Raw genomic sequence first — 17,220 nt, 5'->3', positions numbered from 1 at the left:
GCGATTGTCGCGGCCGGGCTTTTTCGTCTTGGGAGGACGATTGCTTCAGATCTATATGACGCATTTCCGGACGGAAAACCGCTTCACACTTTTCCTGGAAATGCTTAGTGAGCGATATTGAACTTCGGACGGTAACGGCCGGCCGACTGCGGATCGAAAATCTGCATGACCTGCGGATTGCGCAGCGGCGTGCCGCTTTGGTCGGAGATCAGGTTCTGCTCCGAGACATAGGCCACATATTCCGTCTCGTCGTTTTCGGCGAGGATGTGGTAAAAAGGCTGGTCCTTGTGCGGACGGATTTCCGCCGGAATTGCGTTCCACCATTCTTCGGTGTTGGCGAATTCGGGGTCAACATCGAAGACAACACCGCGGAACGGAAAAACCCGGTGGCGGACGACTTCACCGATATTGAATTTCGCGTTGCTCTGTTTCATGGCATTTTCCTTTCGTCCTGTATGTGGTGATAACGGTCGCCACGATCAAGAGTTTCACGGCATTGCTGTTAAAATCCTGTCATAGGGCGACAAGGGCTGATTCACCTGTCTCAAGGGGAAACGGCTGCCGCCTCCGTGTGCGTCCGCCCCGGCTTGCTTGCGCCTGCGGCCGTTTCGCGCTACCTCAATCCTCCATGCAACCGCATTCCGGGTGATATCCGTGACCAATCAATGGGGCAGAGGCGGGACGACGAACGGCCGCCGACCCGGCAATTCCTCCGGCATGGTGCTGGCGATCGTCGCGAGCCTGCTGATCGGCGCCGCCGGAAGCTATGGTTATGTGCGTTACGCCGGCCATCAGGAGCGCCAGACCTACCAGGCGGTGCAGGAGGAGCGCGACAAGCTCGCCGATCAGGTTCGCCGCCAGTCCGCCGAACTCGACGATCTGACCCTGAAACTGATGGCCGCCGATGGCGACAAGTCCAAGGACAATCAGGCCGCCGACGCCGAGGAGCGCAAGCTGCAGGACGACTTGGCGCGGATGACCCAATCCCGCGACAAGCTGCAGCAAGACAATGATCGCCTGGGCAACGAGGCAGCCGGCCTGCGGGCGCAGATCGACGGCCTTACCCGCCGTCTGACACTGGCCGAGCAGGGCAACACCGATGCCGACGGCGCCCGCGCCCGTCTGACCAAAGCGCTGGCCGATGCCGAGCAGGCCCGCGATGCGGCGCTGAAGCAGACCGGCGACCTCAAGGCCAGCCTCGATGAGGCGCAGGCCAATCTTCGCAGTGCGGCGGCGGAGCGCGACAAGGCCCGCGACAGCGAGATGGACAGTATGCAGGTGGCCCGCGAGACCAGCCTGACCATCAAGACGCTGACTGCCGAACTGGACAAGACGAAGACCGAAGCTGGTGAGCAGGCAAAGGCGGCCAACGATGCCCGCCAGGCGCTGGCGCGTATAAGTGGCGATCTCGCTGCGGCGCGCCAGTCGCAGCAGCGCCTGCAGGCGGATCTGGCCCGCGTCACCGCCGAGCGCGATGCGCTGTCGCAGCAGGCGACCAGGGAGCCTTCAGGCGATCAGCCCGCCGGTGGACCACCTGCCGCCGAGCAGCCTGCGGCGCCCACCGAGACCGTGACGCCGCGCCCGGCCGATACGGTGGAGCGCGTGCTGGGACGCACGCCGGGCCTTGCCGGGCTTAGCGATGACAAGCGTGACGATCTCAAGCGGCAATTGATCGCCGGCGCCTGCGTGGCGACCGCGCTGGAGAGCGCCTTCGGGCGTGTACCGCTGGTGACGCTGCGCAACATGATCCGGGATTTGCAGAGCGACTGCTGATCAAACGCGAAAAGGAGGGAACATGGTGGTTCGGTGGGGTGCGGCGCTGGCGTCGGCGGTGATGATTTTGGCGGGAACCGGCACGCTTGCGGCGGAATTCGAGCGCAGCATCATGACGGGCGCGCCGACCGGCACCTATATCCAGATCGGCCGCGATATCGCCGCGCTTGGCAAGGAATGCGGCCAGACGCTCAACGTCATCGAAAGCGCCGGCTCGCTGGAAAACTTCGTCGGCGTGCGCAATCGCCGCAACACCCAGTTTGGCATCGTCCAGAGCGACGTGCTGGAATATTTGAAAACCTTCGAGGCTAACGATCCCGATGTGCAGCAGGCGGTGCGCGGCGTGCGCATCATGTTCCCGCTCTATAACGAAGAAGTCCATGTGCTCGCCCGCAAGGACATCGCCGACCTCAAGGGGCTGGCCGGACATAAGATCGCCGTCGGCAAGAAGGATAGCGGCACTTTCCTGACCTCGTCGCTGATCCTCGATATCCTGCAGGTCAAGGGTGGCGAGCGCCTGCCGCTCAATCCCGACGAGGCGCTGCCGAAGCTGCTTTCCGGCGAGATCGACGCCTTCTTCTACGTGGCCGGCGCGCCGGCGCCACTGTTCCGCGACAGCAAGATCGACCCGGCGAAATTCCACCTGCTGCCGATCACGGACCAGCCGCTGCTCGCCACCTACACGCCCTCGCGCATCGAAGCCGGCACCTATTCTTTCCAGGACGAGCCGCTCGACCTGATCGCGGTCAAGGCGGTGCTGATGACCTATGATTACGACGTCAAGCGCAACGCTTATCAGCGCGACAGTTGCAAGGCGGTGGCGGATTTCTCGAGCCTGATCCTCGGTCATCTCGACCAGCTCGCCGAGCGCGGCCATCCGAAGTGGAAGACCGTCGACCTGACCGCGCTGCCGCCCGGCTGGCAGGTCGGCATCTGCGTCAAGAAGGGTATGCAGGCCGATTACAAGCCCGATTGCAAGGCGCCCGTCCAGCAGCAGCCGGCGGCGGGAGGGGCAGACGAGGAATATCTGAACCTGCTGAAACAGCGTCTGAAAAAGCAGTAAGCCAAAGCAAAACCGGCGGCCAATGGCCGCCGGTTCCATATCCGGCCCCGGCAAAACCGGGGCCTTTAGAGCATTTCCAGGAAAAGTGGATACCGGTTTTCCGTCCGGAAATGCGACAAAATAAAGAGTCGTCGCGCCGATCAGGCGGAGTAGTACATGTCGAATTCGACCGGGTGCGGGGTCATGTCGTAGCGCATGACTTCCTGCATTTTCAGTTCGATGAAGCTGTCGATCAGGTCGTCGTCGAAGACGCCGCCGGCGGTCAGGAACTTGCGGTCCTTGTCGAGGCTTTCCAGCGCTTCGCGGAGCGAGCCGCAGACGGTCGGGATCTTCTTCAGCTCCTTCGGCGGCAGGTCGTAGAGATCCTTGTCCATCGGCTTGCCGGGATGGATTTTGTTCTTGATCCCGTCGAGGCCGGCCATCAGCATGGCGGCGAAGGAGAGGTAGGGGTTGGCGACCGGATCCGGGAAGCGGACTTCCAGGCGCTTGGCCTTCGGGCTGGAGCCGATCGGGATACGGCAGGAGGCGGAGCGGTTACGGGCCGAATAGGCCAGCAGCACCGGCGCTTCATAGCCCGGGACGAGACGCTTGTAGGAATTCGTCGACGGGTTGGTGAAGGCATTCAGCGCCTTGGCATGCTTGATGATGCCGCCGATGTAGTAGAGGCAGCTTTCCGACAGGCCTGCATATTCGTCGCCGGCAAAGGTCGGCTTGCCGCCCTTCCAGATCGACTGGTGGACATGCATGCCCGAGCCGTTGTCGCCATAGATCGGCTTCGGCATGAAGGTCGCGGTCTTGCCATAGGCGTTGGCGACCTGATGCACGACGTATTTGTAGAGCTGGATCTTGTCGGCGTTGCGCACCAGCGTGTCGAACTTGATGCCGAGCTCGTGCTGGGCGGAAGCGACTTCATGGTGATGCTTTTCGACGACGACGCCCATCTCGCCGAGAACGGTCAGCATTTCCGAGCGCATGTCCTGCAAGCTGTCGATCGGCGGAACCGGGAAATAGCCGCCCTTGACGCGCGGACGGTGGCCGAGGTTGCCGGTCTCGTAGTCGGTGTCGTCGTTCGACGGCAGCTCGGAGGAGTCGAGCTTGAAGCCGGTGTTGAAAGGGTCGGCCTTGTACTTGACGTCGTCGAACACGAAGAATTCCGGCTCCGGACCGACATAGACGGTGTCGCCGATGCCCGATGCCTTGAGATAGGCTTCGGCCTTCTTGGCGACGCCGCGCGGATCGCGGTTATAGGCTTCGCCGGAAACCGGGTCGAGGATGTCGCAAAGGATAACCATGGTCGACTGGGCGAAGAACGGGTCCATATGGACCGTTTCCGGATCCGGCATCAGCACCATGTCGGATTCGTTGATCGCCTTCCAGCCGCCGATCGAGGAGCCGTCGAACATGACGCCGTCGGCAAACATGTCTTCGTCGACGCAGACGACGTCCATCGTGACGTGGTGCAGCTTGCCCTTGGGATCGGTGAAGCGCAGATCGACGAACTTGACGTCGTTTTCCTTGATCTGTTTCAGGATATCGTTTGCGGTCGTCATAGACGGTTTCCTTGAATAAGATGACGAATATAGGCTCCGCGGCCCTCAGGGGGCGGAGCTAAGATTTCAAATGGCGTCGATGCCCGTTTCGCCGGTGCGGATACGGATGACCTCTTCGATGTTGGACACGAAGATCTTTCCGTCGCCGATGCGCCCCGTCTGGGCCGCATTGCGGATGGCCTCGATCACGGCTTCGGCGTTTTCATCCGCCAATACGACTTCGACTTTCACTTTCGGAAGGAAATCGACGACATATTCCGCCCCGCGATACAGTTCCGTGTGGCCTTTCTGGCGACCGAAGCCCTTCGCTTCCGTGACGGTGATCCCTTGAAGGCCGACTTCCTGAAGGGCTTCCTTCACCTCGTCGAGCTTGAAAGGCTTGATGATCGCTTCGATCTTTTTCATGAGAAAATATCTCTCCGCTTCTCCCCATTGCAGCAGGAATGTTCCCGCCGGCGACCCTCATGCACATTGCATGCCAGACCGACCGCAGGCATTGGCGTCGCTGCCTCCGATGGTCCGTCTCCAAGGTTTTCGCCTGAATTTTTCAAAAAGGCCAGCCGTTGCTGCCCAAATTTTATGTGAATCGACGCCGGTTACGGTGGGGTTCGCCCGGATGGACAGAGCGCCTGTTTTTCAGGCAGCAGGAACATGTTCAAAAATTGGGCATATGCATAAATTATCGACGTCAAGGCATTTTGTTTTCCGATTGTGTTTTGGGCGGAATGGAGCCAGACAATGAAGCATGGCCGATTTTCTTGCGATGCTGCTCCTCACCCCCGCTGAAATGAATCGCTGCGATGCCGCCGCCGCGGCTTCCGGCCTCGACAGTTTCGGGCTGATGGAGCGGGCGGGGCAGGCGGTCGCGGCTTCGGCACTGCGCCATTTCGGCGAGGCCTTGCGTTTCGTGGTGCTCTGCGGACCGGGCAACAATGGTGGCGACGGCTATGTCGCGGCGCGTGCCCTATTGGAGTCCAGTTGCAAGGTCGATGTCTTCCATCTCGGCGATCCCGGCCGGCTGAAGGGCGATGCCCGGACGGCGCGCGCGCTGTGCCCGATCCCCTCCGCGCCGCTGGCGGATTACGCGCCGCAGGCCGGTGATCTCGTCATTGATGCGCTGTTCGGAGCCGGTCTCGCGCGGGCGGTCTCGGAGGAGGTCGCGGCCGTCATAGCGGCGGTGAAGGCAGCGGGCGTGCCAGTGCTGGCGGTCGATCTTCCTTCCGGCCTGTGCGGCGAGCGCGGCATTGCGCTGGGCTCGGCCTTTTCTGCGGCGCGCACGGTAACTTTCATGACGCGAAAGCCCGGGCATGTGCTGCTGCCGGGACGCACGCTCTGCGGTGCTTTGGAGGTGTTCGATATCGGCATTCCGCATCGCTTCGTGAGGGAGGCCTGGGGCGGCAGGCTGCGGATCAACGATCCCGGCTGGTGGGGTGCGGTCATGCCACGCGAGGATGCGGATTCGCATAAATTCAAGCGCGGCCATCTCGTCGTCTTTTCGGGTTCGGCCACACATACGGGAGCGGCGCGGCTTGCGTCGCGCGCCGGTTTTCGCGCCGGCGCCGGGCTGGTGACGGTCGCAGCCCCCCGCGATGCGCTGGCGGTCAATGCGGCGTCGCTGACCGCCGTGATGCTGCGCGAGATCGAGGATGCCGCTGCGCTTGCGGACTGGCTGGAGGATACGCGTCTTACGACCTTCGTGCTCGGCCCGGCCTTCGGCATCGGCGAAAAAGCGCGAAAATTCGTGTCGCTTCTGGCGCAGCGTTCGCTGGTGCTGGATGCTGATGGCATCAGTTCCTTCCGCGACGATCCTGCAGCATTATTTGCGTTGTTTTCCGAGGGCGAGACGAGGCTGGTGCTGACGCCGCATGAGGGCGAATTCGCACGGCTGTTTCCGGATATCGCCGCTGACGAGACGCTCGGCAAGGTGGCGAAGGCGCAAGATGCCGCCGCCCGCGCCCATGGCGTCGTCATCTACAAGGGCGCCGATACGGTGATCGCCGCGCCGGATGGGCGCGCGGCGATCAACACCACCGCGCCACCCTGGCTGGCGACGGCCGGCTCCGGCGACGTGCTGGCCGGCATCACCGGCGGCCTGCTGGCGCAAGGCGTGCCGGCCTTCGAGGCGGCCTGCGCCGCCGTCTTCCTGCATGGCCAGGCGGCCGATCTGCTCGGACGCGGCATGACCGCAGAGGATCTGGCAGATAACGTCAGGCCCTACGGGGACGATTGAGCTTGCGTTTGGGCTCCCGCAGGATCGGCCGCACGGCGCGATAGAGGATGAGCAGCAGGATCAGCCCGATATAGATATATTGTTCGAGGCTCAGCACTTTGGTCGACAGCGCGAAATGCAGCACGCCAAGCGCCGCGACGATATAAACGAGCCGATGCAGTTTTATCCAGTTGGGTCCGAGCGTGCGGATCGAGGCCGCATTCGAGGTGACGGCCAGTGGCACAAGCAGCACCAGCCCCGCCATGCCGAACATGATGAACGGCCGCTTCAGGACGTCGGCAATGATGGCGTCGAGCATCAGCGTCTGGTCAAGCACCGCATACACGGTGAAATGCATGGCCGCATAATAGAAAGTCAGCAATCCCAGTGCTCGCCGGTATCGCAAAAAGCTCCAGCCGCCGAGCTCCCGCAAGGGACTGACGGCTAATGTCAGGATCAGGAAACGCAGCGTCCATAGCCCGAGCAGGAGCTCGAATGACTTGACCGGATCGGCCCCGAGCCCGCCCGTTGCGCCAAGATAGAAGGACCAGGCCGCCGGCACCAGCCCGATGGCGTAGACCAGCCAGACCGAAACTGAGGTCCAGCGCTTGGAGAAGATCAGCGTCGCCGTCGCCATCAGAAATTCGCCCGCAGATCCATGCCGCTGTACAGGCTGGCGACGTCTTCGGCATAGCCGTTGAAGGGCAGCGTGGGGCGGCGCGCGCCGGCCGAGAAGAAGCCGCCTTCGCCGATGCGCCGCTCGGTCGCCTGGCTCCAGCGCGGATGGTCGACCTCCGGGTTCACATTGGCGTAAAAACCGTATTCGCCGGGATTGGTGATTTGCCAGGTATTCTTCGGCTGCTGGTCCGTCAGCGTGATGCGCACGATCGACTTGATGCCCTTGAAGCCATATTTCCACGGCACGACGAGGCGGATCGGCGCGCCGTTCTGGTTCGGCAGGGTTTCGCCATAGAGGCCGACCGCAAGCAGTGTCAGCGGATGCCGAGCCTCATCGAGCCGCAGGCCCTCGACATAGGGCCAGTTCAACGATTGGAATAGCCCGCTCTGCCCTGGCATTTCCGAGGGACGAACGATGGTTTCGAAGGCGACGTATTTGGCGCTGCCGAGCGGCTCGACCTTGTCGAGCAGGGCGGCGAGCGGAAAACCGTCCCAGGGAATGACCATCGACCACGCCTCGACGCAGCGCATGCGATAGATGCGTTCTTCGAGCGGGAATTCGGCGATCAGCGTGTCGATGTCGAAGGTGGCGGGCTTGGCGACCATGCCGTCGACCTTAATCGTCCACGGGCGCGGCTTGAAATCGCCTGACAGTTTTGCCGGATCGCCCTTGTCGAGGCCGAATTCGTAGAAATTGTTGTAGGTGGTCACGTCCTCGCGCGGCGTCGTCTTTTCATCCACCTTGTAGGCGCCGGGTTTGGTCGTCAGCGGCGCGCCGAGCGCCTTGGTCGCAATCAGCCCGCCGGCGGCAAGCCCGGCGGCGGCGATGAACTGCCGGCGGTTCAGCCAGGCGCTGAGCGGGGTGATTTCGGAGCTTGGAATATGCGGTGGACGATAGGCAGCCATGGGAACCATCCTGAGTGCGCGTTGCGGATTTATACCGCTATTACGGGCGGGAATGGCATTTTGTTACGCGAAGGGCGCGCTATCGGACCGGGTTTCGGACACGTTTTCGTGTAAGATAGGTGAGATTTGATCCACCGTCCGCCCGGGCGTACCGGAATCGCCCGACCCGATAGTGACAGATTCCGGCGTTTGCGTTAGGAGAACGGCACCAGAGCATTTCCAGGAAAAGTGTGAAACGGTTTTCCGTCCGGAAATGCGACAAATAAAGAGCTAACGGGCGCGGCATTGACGTCCTTGCCGGGCGCTTCCAGATTTTCCTGATATAACGACGTCGAGGATAACACCATGCCTGCATATCGTTCGAGAACCACGACCCATGGCCGCAACATGGCCGGTGCGCGCGGCCTTTGGCGCGCGACGGGCATGAAGGACGGCGATTTCGGCAAGCCGATCATCGCGGTGGTGAACTCCTTCACCCAGTTCGTGCCCGGTCACGTCCACCTGAAGGATCTCGGCCAACTCGTCGCCCGCGAAATCGAAGCGGCCGGCGGCGTCGCCAAGGAATTCAACACCATCGCGGTCGATGACGGCATCGCCATGGGCCATGACGGCATGCTCTATTCGCTGCCCTCGCGCGAAATCATCGCCGATTCGGTCGAATACATGGTCAATGCGCATTGCGCCGATGCCATGGTCTGCATCTCGAACTGCGACAAGATCACCCCCGGCATGTTGAACGCCGCCATGCGCCTCAACATCCCCGCCGTCTTCGTCTCCGGCGGCCCGATGGAAGCCGGCAAGGTCGTGTTGCACGGCAAGACCCATGCGCTCGATCTCGTCGACGCCATGGTCGCCGCCGCCGATGACAAGATCTCGGACGAGGACGTCAAGGTCATCGAGCGTTCGGCCTGCCCGACCTGCGGCTCGTGCTCGGGCATGTTTACCGCCAATTCGATGAACTGTCTGACCGAGGCGCTCGGACTGTCCCTGCCGGGCAACGGCTCGACGCTCGCCACCCATGCCGACCGCAAGCGCCTGTTCGTCGAGGCCGGCCACCTGATCGTCGATCTCGCCCGCCGCTATTACGAGCAGGACGACGAAAGCATCCTGCCGCGCAACGTCGCCAACAAGAAGGCGTTCGAAAACGCCATGTCGCTCGACATCGCCATGGGCGGTTCGACCAACACGGTTCTGCACATCCTGGCAGCCGCCTATGAAGGCGGCATCGACTTCGACCTCGATGATATCGACCAACTTTCTCGCCGTGTGCCTTGCCTTTCCAAGGTCGCCCCGGCCAAGGCGGATGTTCATATGGAGGACGTCCATCGCGCCGGCGGCATCATGCGCATCCTTGGCGAGCTGGAGCGCGGCGGCCTGATCCATCGCGACACGCCGACCGTCCATGCGGCGACGCTGGGCGACGCCATCGACCGTTGGGACATCACCCGCACCGGCAGCGAAACCGTGCGCACCTTCTTCCGTGCGGCGCCGGGCGGTATCCCGACCCAGGTCGCCTTCAGCCAGGAAGCCCGCTGGGACGAGCTGGATGCCGATGGCGAAAACGGCGTCATCCGCTCCGTGGAACATCCTTTTTCCAAGGATGGCGGCCTGGCCGTGCTCTCCGGCAACATCGCGCTCGACGGCTGCATCGTGAAGACGGCCGGCGTAGACGAATCGATCCTGAAATTCTCCGGCCCGGCGGTCGTCTATGAAAGCCAGGATGCGGCGGTGAAGGGCATTCTCGGGAACGAGGTCAAGGCCGGCGACGTCGTCGTCATCCGCTACGAAGGCCCCAAGGGCGGCCCGGGCATGCAGGAAATGCTCTATCCGACCAGCTACTTGAAGTCGAAGGGCCTCGGCAAGGCTTGCGCCCTGATCACCGACGGCCGCTTCTCCGGCGGCACCTCGGGCCTGTCCATCGGCCATGCCTCGCCGGAAGCGGCGCAAGGAGGCGCGATCGGCCTGGTGCGCAACGGCGATATCGTGGAGATCGATATCCCCAACCGCACGATCAACCTGGCGATTTCCGAAGGCGAAATGTCCGCCCGCCGCGCCGAGCAGGACAAGCTCGGCTGGAAGCCGGCGGCCCCGCGCAAGCGCAACGTCACCACCGCGCTGAAGGCCTACGCCGCCTTCGCCGCCAGTGCCGACAAGGGCGCGGTTCGCATCCTGCCGGAGTAAGGCTGCACCCTCTCCACGTCATCCTCGGCCTTGTGCCGAGGATCTGCCAACTCCTGCCAAGGTATTGACGGTAAAGGATATATCTCGCGTGCTTAGATGGTCGGGACAAGCCCGGCTATGACGGAGAGGGATAAGCCCTGTCAAAAATTCAAGCCCGGCATCGCCGGGCTTTTTGCATTCAAAGCGGCTTGTTGATCATCTTGAAGGTCTCGTCCAACTCCTTCAGCCGCTTGTCATAGGCGGCCATGAGGCAGGCGGCATCGGCGCCGCAGGCCTGGCGTTCGGCCAGCCATTTCACCTGCTGTTCCTGCATCGTGCCGCGCGCGCCCATGGCAAGCAGGGGTGAAAGGATGTCAAAGGTGGTCGCCATCTTCACATCGGCATCGTTAAGCGAACGCGTATCGCAGATCGTCTTCTCATCCGGCTTGAGTTCTTTCGATTCGCAATCGAAGCTGGCGGCATGGACCGCGCTGGCACTCATGGCGGCAAGCAACGCTATGACCGGCAGAACGGTTTTTGTTTTCAGCATGATAACCCCGTGTGCTGATGAATCCGTAGAGATAACGCATGAGCGCGGCGATAGGTTTCACCTCGGCTTTTCGTCCACGCTTCCGCCGTTTTTCCAAGCCGAGAGAAGGGGTATGGGGAAACCGCCTCTTTTCCGGTGTGCCGGCCAACCCTATCTCCTTGTTTTCACGCCATTCGGACGGATGAAATTCGCTTCTCTCCCGGCCCGCAATTGCGCTAAAAGACTACTCTGTCCTCACGAGGGAAATTGAATGCCCGCTTCGTTCTATCGCGCCTCCGTCGCCCTTCTGGCCCTGATGATCGCCGTGCCGACACCGATTCTGGCGCAGGAAACCAAGGTGCTGCCGGAAAGCCACGAGCAGATGCAGCTCTCCTTTGCGCCGCTGGTCAAGCGCACGGCGTCTGCCGTCGTCAATGTCTATGCCGAGCGCATGGTCGAGCGCCGCTCGCCGATCTTCGACGATCCCTTCTTTCAGCAGTTCTTCGGCCAGCAGATGCCGAACCGCACGGAAAAACAGTCCTCGCTCGGCTCCGGCGTCATCGTCGAATCCAAGGGCATCGTGGTCACCAACAATCACGTCATCGAAGGCGCCGACGATATCAAGGTGGCGCTGTCGGACGGGCGCGAATACCCCTGCGACGTCGTGCTGAAGGACGACCGCGTCGATCTCGCCGTGCTGAAGATCAAGACCGGCGGCGATTATCCGTCGCTTCCGATCGGCAATTCGGATGCAGTTGAGGTCGGTGACCTGGTGCTCGCCATCGGCAATCCATTCGGCGTCGGCCAGACGGTGACCAGTGGCATCGTCTCGGCGCTCGCCCGCAACCAGGTCGTCAAATCCGAATTCGGCTTCTTCATCCAGACAGACGCCTCGATCAATCCCGGCAATTCCGGCGGCGCGCTGATGAACATGAAGGGCGAGTTGATCGGCATCAACACCGCGATTTTTTCGCGCGGCGGCGGCTCGAACGGGGTCGGCTTCGCCATTCCCGCCAATCTGGTAAAAGTCTTCCTCGCCGCCGCCGACAAGGGCGCGTCGAGCTTCGAGCGGCCCTTCGTCGGTGCCACCTTCGAGCCGGTGACGTCGGAAGTCGCGGAGGCGCTAGGCTTGAGCACGCCGCGCGGCGCGCTGGTCATCAAGATCATTCCCGATAGCCCCGCCGCCAAGGCCGGCCTGAAGCCGGGCGAGGTGATTTCCGCCGTCGATGGCGTTCCGGTCGAACATCCCGATGCGCTGTCCTATCGCCTGACCACCGCCGGCCTCGGCAAGACCGTGGCGTTGAAGGTACTGAACAACGGTACGGAGCGTTCGGTGGAGATGACGCTGAGCGGCGCGCCGGAAACCTCGCCGCGCGACCAGCGTACCATCGAGGGCAACAATCCCTTCGCCGGCGCCGTCGTCGCCAACCTGTCGCCACGCGTCGCGGATGAACTGCACATGTCGGCGGAAGCGACCGGCGTCGTCATCACCGACGTCAAGCGCGGCTCGCCGGCCAATCGCCTCGGCTTCGCCCCGCGCGATGTCATCGTCTCGCTGAACGGCACGCCGGTCGCCTCGACCAAGGATTTCGCCGCCGCGCTGCAGGGCGATCCGGGTTTCTGGCGGGTCGAGATCGACCGCGACGGCCAGCGCCTGCGGCAGTTCTTCCGATGAACCTGTTTGCGGCGAGCGCGCCGACGCCCCTTGCCGAATTGCTGCGGCCGACCGCGCTTTCCGAGGTGATCGGTCAGGATCACCTCATCGGCGAGGATGGCCCGATCGCCCGCATGGTCACATCCGGCAAGGTCGGCTCCTTTATTTTGTGGGGGCCACCCGGCGTCGGCAAGACGACCATTGCCCGCCTCGTCGCTCAGCAATCCGGCATGCGTTTCGTCCAGCTTTCGGCTGTCATGTCCGGCATTGCCGATCTCAGAAAAGTGTTCGAGGAGGCGCAGAAGGACCGCGTCGTCGGCCGCCAGACGGCGCTGTTCGTCGACGAGCTGCATCGCTTCAACCGCACGACGCAGGATGCGATGCTGCCGCATGTCGAGAACGGCACGGTGGTGCTGATCGGCGCGACGACGGAAAATCCGAGTTTTTCGCTCGTCTCGGCGCTTCTGTCGCGGGTCAAGGTGTTCACGCTGGAGCCGCTTGGGGCGGAGGCTTCCGAGCTATTGCTTCAACGGGCGGAAAAATATCGCGAAAAGACATTGCCGCTGACCCCGGAGGCGCGCGGCGCACTGCTGTCGCTCGCCGATGGCGATGGGCGCTATCTGATCGGCCTGGCCGAGGATCTGTTCGAGCTGGAGCCCGGGGAACCGCTGGACGAAAAGGCGCTGGCCGGCGTGTTGCAGAAACGCATGCCGATCTACGACAAGGCGCAGGACGGCCATTACAACCTGCTCTCCTGCTTCCACAAGAGCATGCGCGGCAGCGATGTCGATGCCGGGCTATACTGGGCGGCGCGGATGATGGTGGCCGGCGAGGATGCCGGCACGATCTTCCGGCGGCTCTGCTGCATCGCGTCGGAGGATATCGGCATGGCCGATCCGCAGGCGCTGGTGCAGGTCGTCACCGCTTGGACGGCCTTCGAGCGCATCGGCTGGCCGGAAGGGCGGCTGTTCATGGCGCAGGCGATCAATTATGTCGGCACCGCCCCGAAATCCAACGCCTCCTACCGCGCCTTCGATGCGGCGCTGTCGCTGGCGCGCCAGACCGGCTCGGTGCCGCCGCCGAAACATATCCTCAACGCTCCGACCAAGCTCATGGAAGAACTCGGCTATCACGCCGGCTATAAATACGATCACGATTACCCCGATGCCTTTTCCGGGCAGGATTTCTTCCCCGACAAGCTCGGGCAGCAGCGCTTCTACGATCCGCCGGAGCGCGGCTTCGAGCGCGATATCCGCAAGCGGCTGGATTTCTGGGCCAAGCTGAAGCGCGAGCGCAAAGCGGAGTGAGGCGCGGCCCTTGCGGGCCACGCCTCCTGATAAAATATTCTCTCAGCGCTGGAAGATCACCGGGAACCAGTCTTCGCGCAGCTTCTGGCCGGCCACCATGCCATGGCCGGGGAAGGGCGGCGAGGTACGGCCGGGGCGCTCCACGTAATGGGCATCGTCGCCCAACAGGCGCAGCGAGAAGGCGCGGCGGCGAGCCTGGCTCTGGTTGCCACGCGCGCCGTGCAGGGTCTTGTAGTCGAAGGCGACGGCGTCCCCCGGCTCCATTTCCCATTCGACGACGGTCATGCCTTCGGCATCCGGATCCGGCACCGGCATGTAGACGTCGGAGTCGGGATAAAAGTTCTTTTCAGACAGCCACCGCGTCGGCAGGACCGGCTTTTCCCAGAGATGCGAACCGGCGACACAGCGCAGCGATGCTTCCTTCACATGGTCGAGCGGCGACCAGAAGCTGACTGTCTGCCGGCCCTCGACGAAATAATAGGGGGAATCCTGATGCCATGGCGTCGGCTTGGAGGTGCCGGGCTCCTTGACCAGGACGTGATCGTGGAAAACCTGCACGCCGTTCGAGCGCATCAGATCGGCGGCGACTTCGGCGGCGGGAGAGGTGCGGATGACCTCCTCGAATTCGGGAATGCGCTGCCAGTTGCAATAATCGTCGAAGAAGCGACCGCCTTCGCCGGCATTGAGGTTTTCGGCGGCATATTCGCCGGGCTGGGTCATGTTGGTCTCGACGCCACGGCGCAGCGTCTCGACGTGATCGCGGAACAGGCCCTTGACCAGAACGACCCCGTCGCGCTGATATTTTTCGATGTGTTCCTCGGTAATGAGCGGATGCGGCATGTCATGTCTCCCTGCTGGTGTGACGCGATCATGGCCGCCACCGATTTTAATTTCCAATAATATATCGATAAGATAAATATAGGTTCATGTTATATCTTTCGCTCCGGCAATTCGAATATGTGGTGGCGGTGGCCCATGCCGGCAGCCTGACCGTCGCCGCCCAGCAATTGAACGTCTCGCAGCCGGCTTTGTCGGTCGCCGTCACCCAGGTCGAGACGCATCTCGGGCGAAAACTCTTCCTGCGGCGCAAGGGCGCGCCGGTGACGCTGACCGCCTTCGGCCGCTTGTTCTTGAGCGATGCGGAGGCGCTGCTCACGGAGGCCGCGCGGCTGGAAAATCCGCAAACATTGGGCCGACGCCGGCTCGACCGCATCACCCTCGGCATTTTCGAGGACATCGCCCCCATCTACCTCGCGCCCTTGCTGCGCAATTTGCGTGAACAATTTCCCGATGTGGAAATCCGCGCAAGGGTGGCGAGCTTCGAGGTGCTGGCCGAAGCGGTGCTGGCCGGCCAGATCGACCTGGCGCTGACCTACGATCTCGGTCTGGACGCGAGTTTCGAGCGCGCGCTCTACACCCGCGTCTCGCCGCAGGCCTGGTTTCCGCCGGACGATCCCCTGGCAACGAAAGGGGAGATCACGCTTGCCGACCTCGCCGAACGGCCACTGATCCTCTCCGACCAAGGCCTTTCGATCCGCCACATGCTTGGCCTGTTCCGCTCGCTTGGGCTGGCGCCCGTGGTTGCGCACCGCGCCGCCTCCATCGAGGTCTTGCGCAGCCTCGCCGCCAACGGCGAGGGCATCGGCGTCAGCTACACCAACCCGGCCGGCATGCTCAGCTATGACGGCCGCCCACTTTCCCGCGCCGTCATCACCGACCCGCAAGCCATCGAACCGATCGTCCTCATCCACTGCGGCGACCAGCCGAACCCGCTGCCGGATATCCACGCGGCTATCCTCAAGTCGGCGCGCTGATGAAACGAAAAACGCCGCGCGTCGGGAGACGCGCGGCGCTGTTTAAGTGTCGCGTCCGCTTAAACGACGCCAAATGCCCCTGGAAATCATTGAGAAATTTCGAGGTTGTCCGATCTAGTTTGCCGCGATCCAAAGAAGTTTGCCACAGGGCTAAAATAGCCCGGGAATAAAGCACAAAAAAAGCCCGGCAGGTGCCGGGCTTAGATTCCGATTTCGCAACTCATGGTAGGTCGCACCGCTTGTAAAATATTTGTCCGATGAGTTCTTTTGGAGGCGATGGTGCGATGCCCCGTTTTGTTAACTCTCGCAACAAGGTCCGAGGGTGTTTACGTGCGCCGGTTGGCTTGAATTGTCTCCTCGCTCAACTCGTCCGCTGTGTAGGATGCACGAACCCGGAACCCAGCTGAATAAAGGCCGACTGCTTCAGCTCCACTTGCGGTACCGATAGTCACAGCTTTCAGTTTCCGAACCGGGCGGGGCACTAGCCTTTGCGAAATTTTCCCGCCACGGCGAATTCCGGAGAGATACTGGATCGTGCTGAGGGCGTCCCAGCTAAACGACTCCGTGCTGAACGCAGGAAATCCGCCAACAAACCCGCCTTTGGTCAGCTTATCCAGTGCATATCTTGCTTCGGCAAATTTCTGCCGAACCGGGTTATCGATCTTTAGGTACGGCCAGTCTTCCATCGACACGTTCATGAGCGGAAATATTTCGTCGAAATCGCTCAGGACGATGGTGGCGAGTTCAACGATTTCCTGCTCTGTTTCAGCAAGGAACGCGTGTCCCTCCGCTTCAAGCTCTGGCCAGTCGTTATAAAGTTCGTCAATTTCGTCATCTCCGAGAGATTCAAGAAATTCACTATCTCGAAGTTTGTGCTCGTGATTGATCAGCTTGTAACGCCAAGCCTCGTAGCTGTGCATCAGCCCGTATAATTTTTTCGCCAGTTCATTAAACCGATCCATCCGGGTGCTCGCTATCCGATGACATTCGTCTCGGAGATATTCGTCCCTGATATTCATAGCTTGATCAAAGTCGGAGGTCTTAGCTGCGTCTGGCACGGCGCGCAAAGACTCAAGTTCACGCTCGCCGAGACGGCCGTTGGCTTCCAAAACAGTAATCGAATGGCGTATCTCGTCCTCACTCATTCGGCTGAGTGCCCGAAATGCATCGTAGCTTAGTGAGAGGCCATCGAACTGGCTGCTGTACGACCCCGCATTCGATGTGAAGCCCCTTAAGGTCGCGATCTCATCATCGGTAAAACCGACATCGCGAAGAACGGCTACCGCCCGTTCTTCGGGTAAGAACTGGGACAAGTAATCGACCTTTTTGATAATCTCTCGCATTTGTTCTGCGAGATTGCCTCGCCTTATGCAAAGGGACAACGTGGTATCATAGATCACTGTGTCGCGAGTAGGGATTTCAATAGGCTCTGGCATCGGGAGAACTCCTTTTCGCGGCATGCGTCATATGCCCCGGAAGGAATTCTCATCGAGAAAATAAAGAAATTAAATCTTGAACAATTGAGGGATTTTCTCTTCGAAACAAGTCTTTGCGTTTTAACGCGATACGCCCATCGA

General features: G+C 61.7%; 15 protein-coding genes. 7 read left to right on the top strand and 8 right to left on the bottom strand.

Translation table 11 applies throughout. The features are described from left to right. Positions 1-104: 104 nt before the first annotated feature. Positions 105-434, bottom strand: coding sequence for a heat shock protein HspQ (gene hspQ, locus P7F60_RS11365; protein ID WP_277917838.1), 330 nt, complete (start codon positions 432-434; stop codon positions 105-107). Positions 435-654: 220 nt separating this feature from the next. On the opposite strand from hspQ, the gene P7F60_RS11360 reads away from it, so the two are divergent. Both P7F60_RS11360 and P7F60_RS11355 read left to right on the top strand, forming a co-directional pair. Further along, positions 655-1,773, top strand: coding sequence for a hypothetical protein (locus tag P7F60_RS11360; protein WP_277917837.1), 1,119 nt, complete (start codon positions 655-657; stop codon positions 1,771-1,773). A 22-nt stretch (positions 1,774-1,795) separates the two neighbouring features. Next, positions 1,796-2,836, top strand: a complete 1,041-nt coding sequence (locus tag P7F60_RS11355; protein ID WP_277917836.1) for a TAXI family TRAP transporter solute-binding subunit — start codon at positions 1,796-1,798, stop codon at positions 2,834-2,836. 140 nt (positions 2,837-2,976) lie between these two features. Here the strand turns inward: P7F60_RS11355 and glnA are convergent, their stop codons facing one another. Next, a complete protein-coding gene (gene glnA, locus P7F60_RS11350; protein WP_277917835.1) occupies positions 2,977-4,386 on the bottom strand; it encodes a type I glutamate--ammonia ligase in 1,410 nt (469 codons plus the stop codon). A gap of 66 nt (positions 4,387-4,452) precedes the next feature. After that, positions 4,453-4,791, bottom strand: coding sequence for a P-II family nitrogen regulator (locus tag P7F60_RS11345; RefSeq protein WP_018324798.1), 339 nt, complete (start codon positions 4,789-4,791; stop codon positions 4,453-4,455). 340 nt (positions 4,792-5,131) lie between these two features. On the opposite strand from P7F60_RS11345, the gene P7F60_RS11340 reads away from it, so the two are divergent. Continuing rightward, entirely contained in the window at positions 5,132-6,616 is a 1,485-nt protein-coding gene (locus tag P7F60_RS11340; RefSeq protein ID WP_277917834.1) for an NAD(P)H-hydrate dehydratase, read from the top strand. Here P7F60_RS11340 and msrQ read toward each other — a convergent pair. Beyond that, positions 6,594-7,232 carry a protein-methionine-sulfoxide reductase heme-binding subunit MsrQ gene (gene msrQ, locus P7F60_RS11335; RefSeq protein WP_277917833.1) on the bottom strand — a complete coding sequence of 213 codons (639 nt, stop codon included), beginning with the start codon at positions 7,230-7,232 and terminating at the stop codon, positions 6,594-6,596. The two genes, P7F60_RS11340 and msrQ, sit on opposite strands and share 23 nt — an antisense overlap. Beyond that, on the bottom strand, positions 7,232-8,179 hold the full coding sequence (gene msrP, locus P7F60_RS11330) for a protein-methionine-sulfoxide reductase catalytic subunit MsrP (protein WP_277917832.1): 948 nt from the start codon (positions 8,177-8,179) through the stop codon (positions 7,232-7,234). Before msrP ends, msrQ begins: the two co-directional genes overlap by 1 nt. Positions 8,180-8,524: 345 nt before the next feature. Here msrP and ilvD point away from each other — a divergent pair, with 345 nt between their 5' ends. Further along, entirely contained in the window at positions 8,525-10,360 is a 1,836-nt protein-coding gene (gene ilvD / locus P7F60_RS11325) for a dihydroxy-acid dehydratase (protein ID WP_277917831.1), read from the top strand. A 178-nt stretch (positions 10,361-10,538) separates the two neighbouring features. On the opposite strand, the gene P7F60_RS11320 is transcribed toward ilvD, so the two are convergent. Next, positions 10,539-10,889 carry a hypothetical protein gene (locus tag P7F60_RS11320; RefSeq protein ID WP_277917830.1) on the bottom strand — a complete coding sequence of 117 codons (351 nt, stop codon included), beginning with the start codon at positions 10,887-10,889 and terminating at the stop codon, positions 10,539-10,541. Between the two features lie 250 nt (positions 10,890-11,139). Here P7F60_RS11320 and P7F60_RS11315 point away from each other — a divergent pair, with 250 nt between their 5' ends. Together P7F60_RS11315 and P7F60_RS11310 are read left to right on the top strand one after the other, a co-directional pair. Next, positions 11,140-12,543, top strand: coding sequence for a DegQ family serine endoprotease (locus tag P7F60_RS11315; RefSeq protein ID WP_277917829.1), 1,404 nt, complete (start codon positions 11,140-11,142; stop codon positions 12,541-12,543). After that, entirely contained in the window at positions 12,540-13,829 is a 1,290-nt protein-coding gene (locus P7F60_RS11310) for a replication-associated recombination protein A (RefSeq protein ID WP_277917828.1), read from the top strand. The genes P7F60_RS11315 and P7F60_RS11310 overlap by 4 nt, the downstream gene beginning before the upstream one ends. Before the next feature lie 42 nt (positions 13,830-13,871). Here the strand turns inward: P7F60_RS11310 and P7F60_RS11305 are convergent, their stop codons facing one another. Continuing rightward, positions 13,872-14,669, bottom strand: a complete 798-nt coding sequence (locus P7F60_RS11305; RefSeq protein WP_277917827.1) for a phytanoyl-CoA dioxygenase family protein — start codon at positions 14,667-14,669, stop codon at positions 13,872-13,874. An 86-nt stretch (positions 14,670-14,755) separates the two neighbouring features. On the opposite strand from P7F60_RS11305, the gene P7F60_RS11300 reads away from it, so the two are divergent. Further along, positions 14,756-15,643: a LysR family transcriptional regulator gene (locus P7F60_RS11300; protein ID WP_277917826.1), complete on the top strand. Its 888-nt coding sequence runs from the start codon at positions 14,756-14,758 to the stop codon at positions 15,641-15,643. Between the two features lie 326 nt (positions 15,644-15,969). Here the strand turns inward: P7F60_RS11300 and P7F60_RS11295 are convergent, their stop codons facing one another. Continuing rightward, a complete protein-coding gene (locus P7F60_RS11295; RefSeq protein ID WP_277917825.1) occupies positions 15,970-17,079 on the bottom strand; it encodes a hypothetical protein in 1,110 nt (369 codons plus the stop codon). Positions 17,080-17,220: the final 141 nt, after the last annotated feature.

The organism is Rhizobium sp. YJ-22 (assembly GCF_029601685.1).
In the GTDB taxonomy this organism is placed as follows: Bacteria; Pseudomonadota; Alphaproteobacteria; order Rhizobiales; family Rhizobiaceae; genus Metarhizobium.
This window is presented reverse-complemented; position numbering and strand designations above follow the sequence as displayed.

Bases quoted from the DNA above. Each gene is read 5' to 3' on its own strand.
- hspQ (WP_277917838.1), bottom strand. From the start codon at position 434: ATGAAACAGAGCAACGCGAAATTCAATATCGGTGAAGTCGTCCGCCAC.
- P7F60_RS11355 (WP_277917836.1), top strand. From the start codon at position 1,796: ATGGTGGTTCGGTGGGGTGCGGCGCTGGCGTCGGCGGTGATGATTTTG.
- glnA (WP_277917835.1), bottom strand. From the start codon at position 4,386: ATGACGACCGCAAACGATATCCTGAAACAGATCAAGGAAAACGACGTC.
- P7F60_RS11345 (WP_018324798.1), bottom strand. From the start codon at position 4,791: ATGAAAAAGATCGAAGCGATCATCAAGCCTTTCAAGCTCGACGAGGTG.
- P7F60_RS11340 (WP_277917834.1), top strand. From the start codon at position 5,132: ATGGCCGATTTTCTTGCGATGCTGCTCCTCACCCCCGCTGAAATGAAT.
- msrQ (WP_277917833.1), bottom strand. From the start codon at position 7,232: ATGGCGACGGCGACGCTGATCTTCTCCAAGCGCTGGACCTCAGTTTCG.
- msrP (WP_277917832.1), bottom strand. From the start codon at position 8,179: ATGGCTGCCTATCGTCCACCGCATATTCCAAGCTCCGAAATCACCCCG.
- ilvD (WP_277917831.1), top strand. From the start codon at position 8,525: ATGCCTGCATATCGTTCGAGAACCACGACCCATGGCCGCAACATGGCC.
- P7F60_RS11320 (WP_277917830.1), bottom strand. From the start codon at position 10,889: ATGCTGAAAACAAAAACCGTTCTGCCGGTCATAGCGTTGCTTGCCGCC.
- P7F60_RS11315 (WP_277917829.1), top strand. From the start codon at position 11,140: ATGCCCGCTTCGTTCTATCGCGCCTCCGTCGCCCTTCTGGCCCTGATG.
- P7F60_RS11310 (WP_277917828.1), top strand. From the start codon at position 12,540: ATGAACCTGTTTGCGGCGAGCGCGCCGACGCCCCTTGCCGAATTGCTG.
- P7F60_RS11305 (WP_277917827.1), bottom strand. From the start codon at position 14,669: ATGCCGCATCCGCTCATTACCGAGGAACACATCGAAAAATATCAGCGC.
- P7F60_RS11300 (WP_277917826.1), top strand. From the start codon at position 14,756: ATGTTATATCTTTCGCTCCGGCAATTCGAATATGTGGTGGCGGTGGCC.
- P7F60_RS11295 (WP_277917825.1), bottom strand. From the start codon at position 17,079: ATGCCAGAGCCTATTGAAATCCCTACTCGCGACACAGTGATCTATGAT.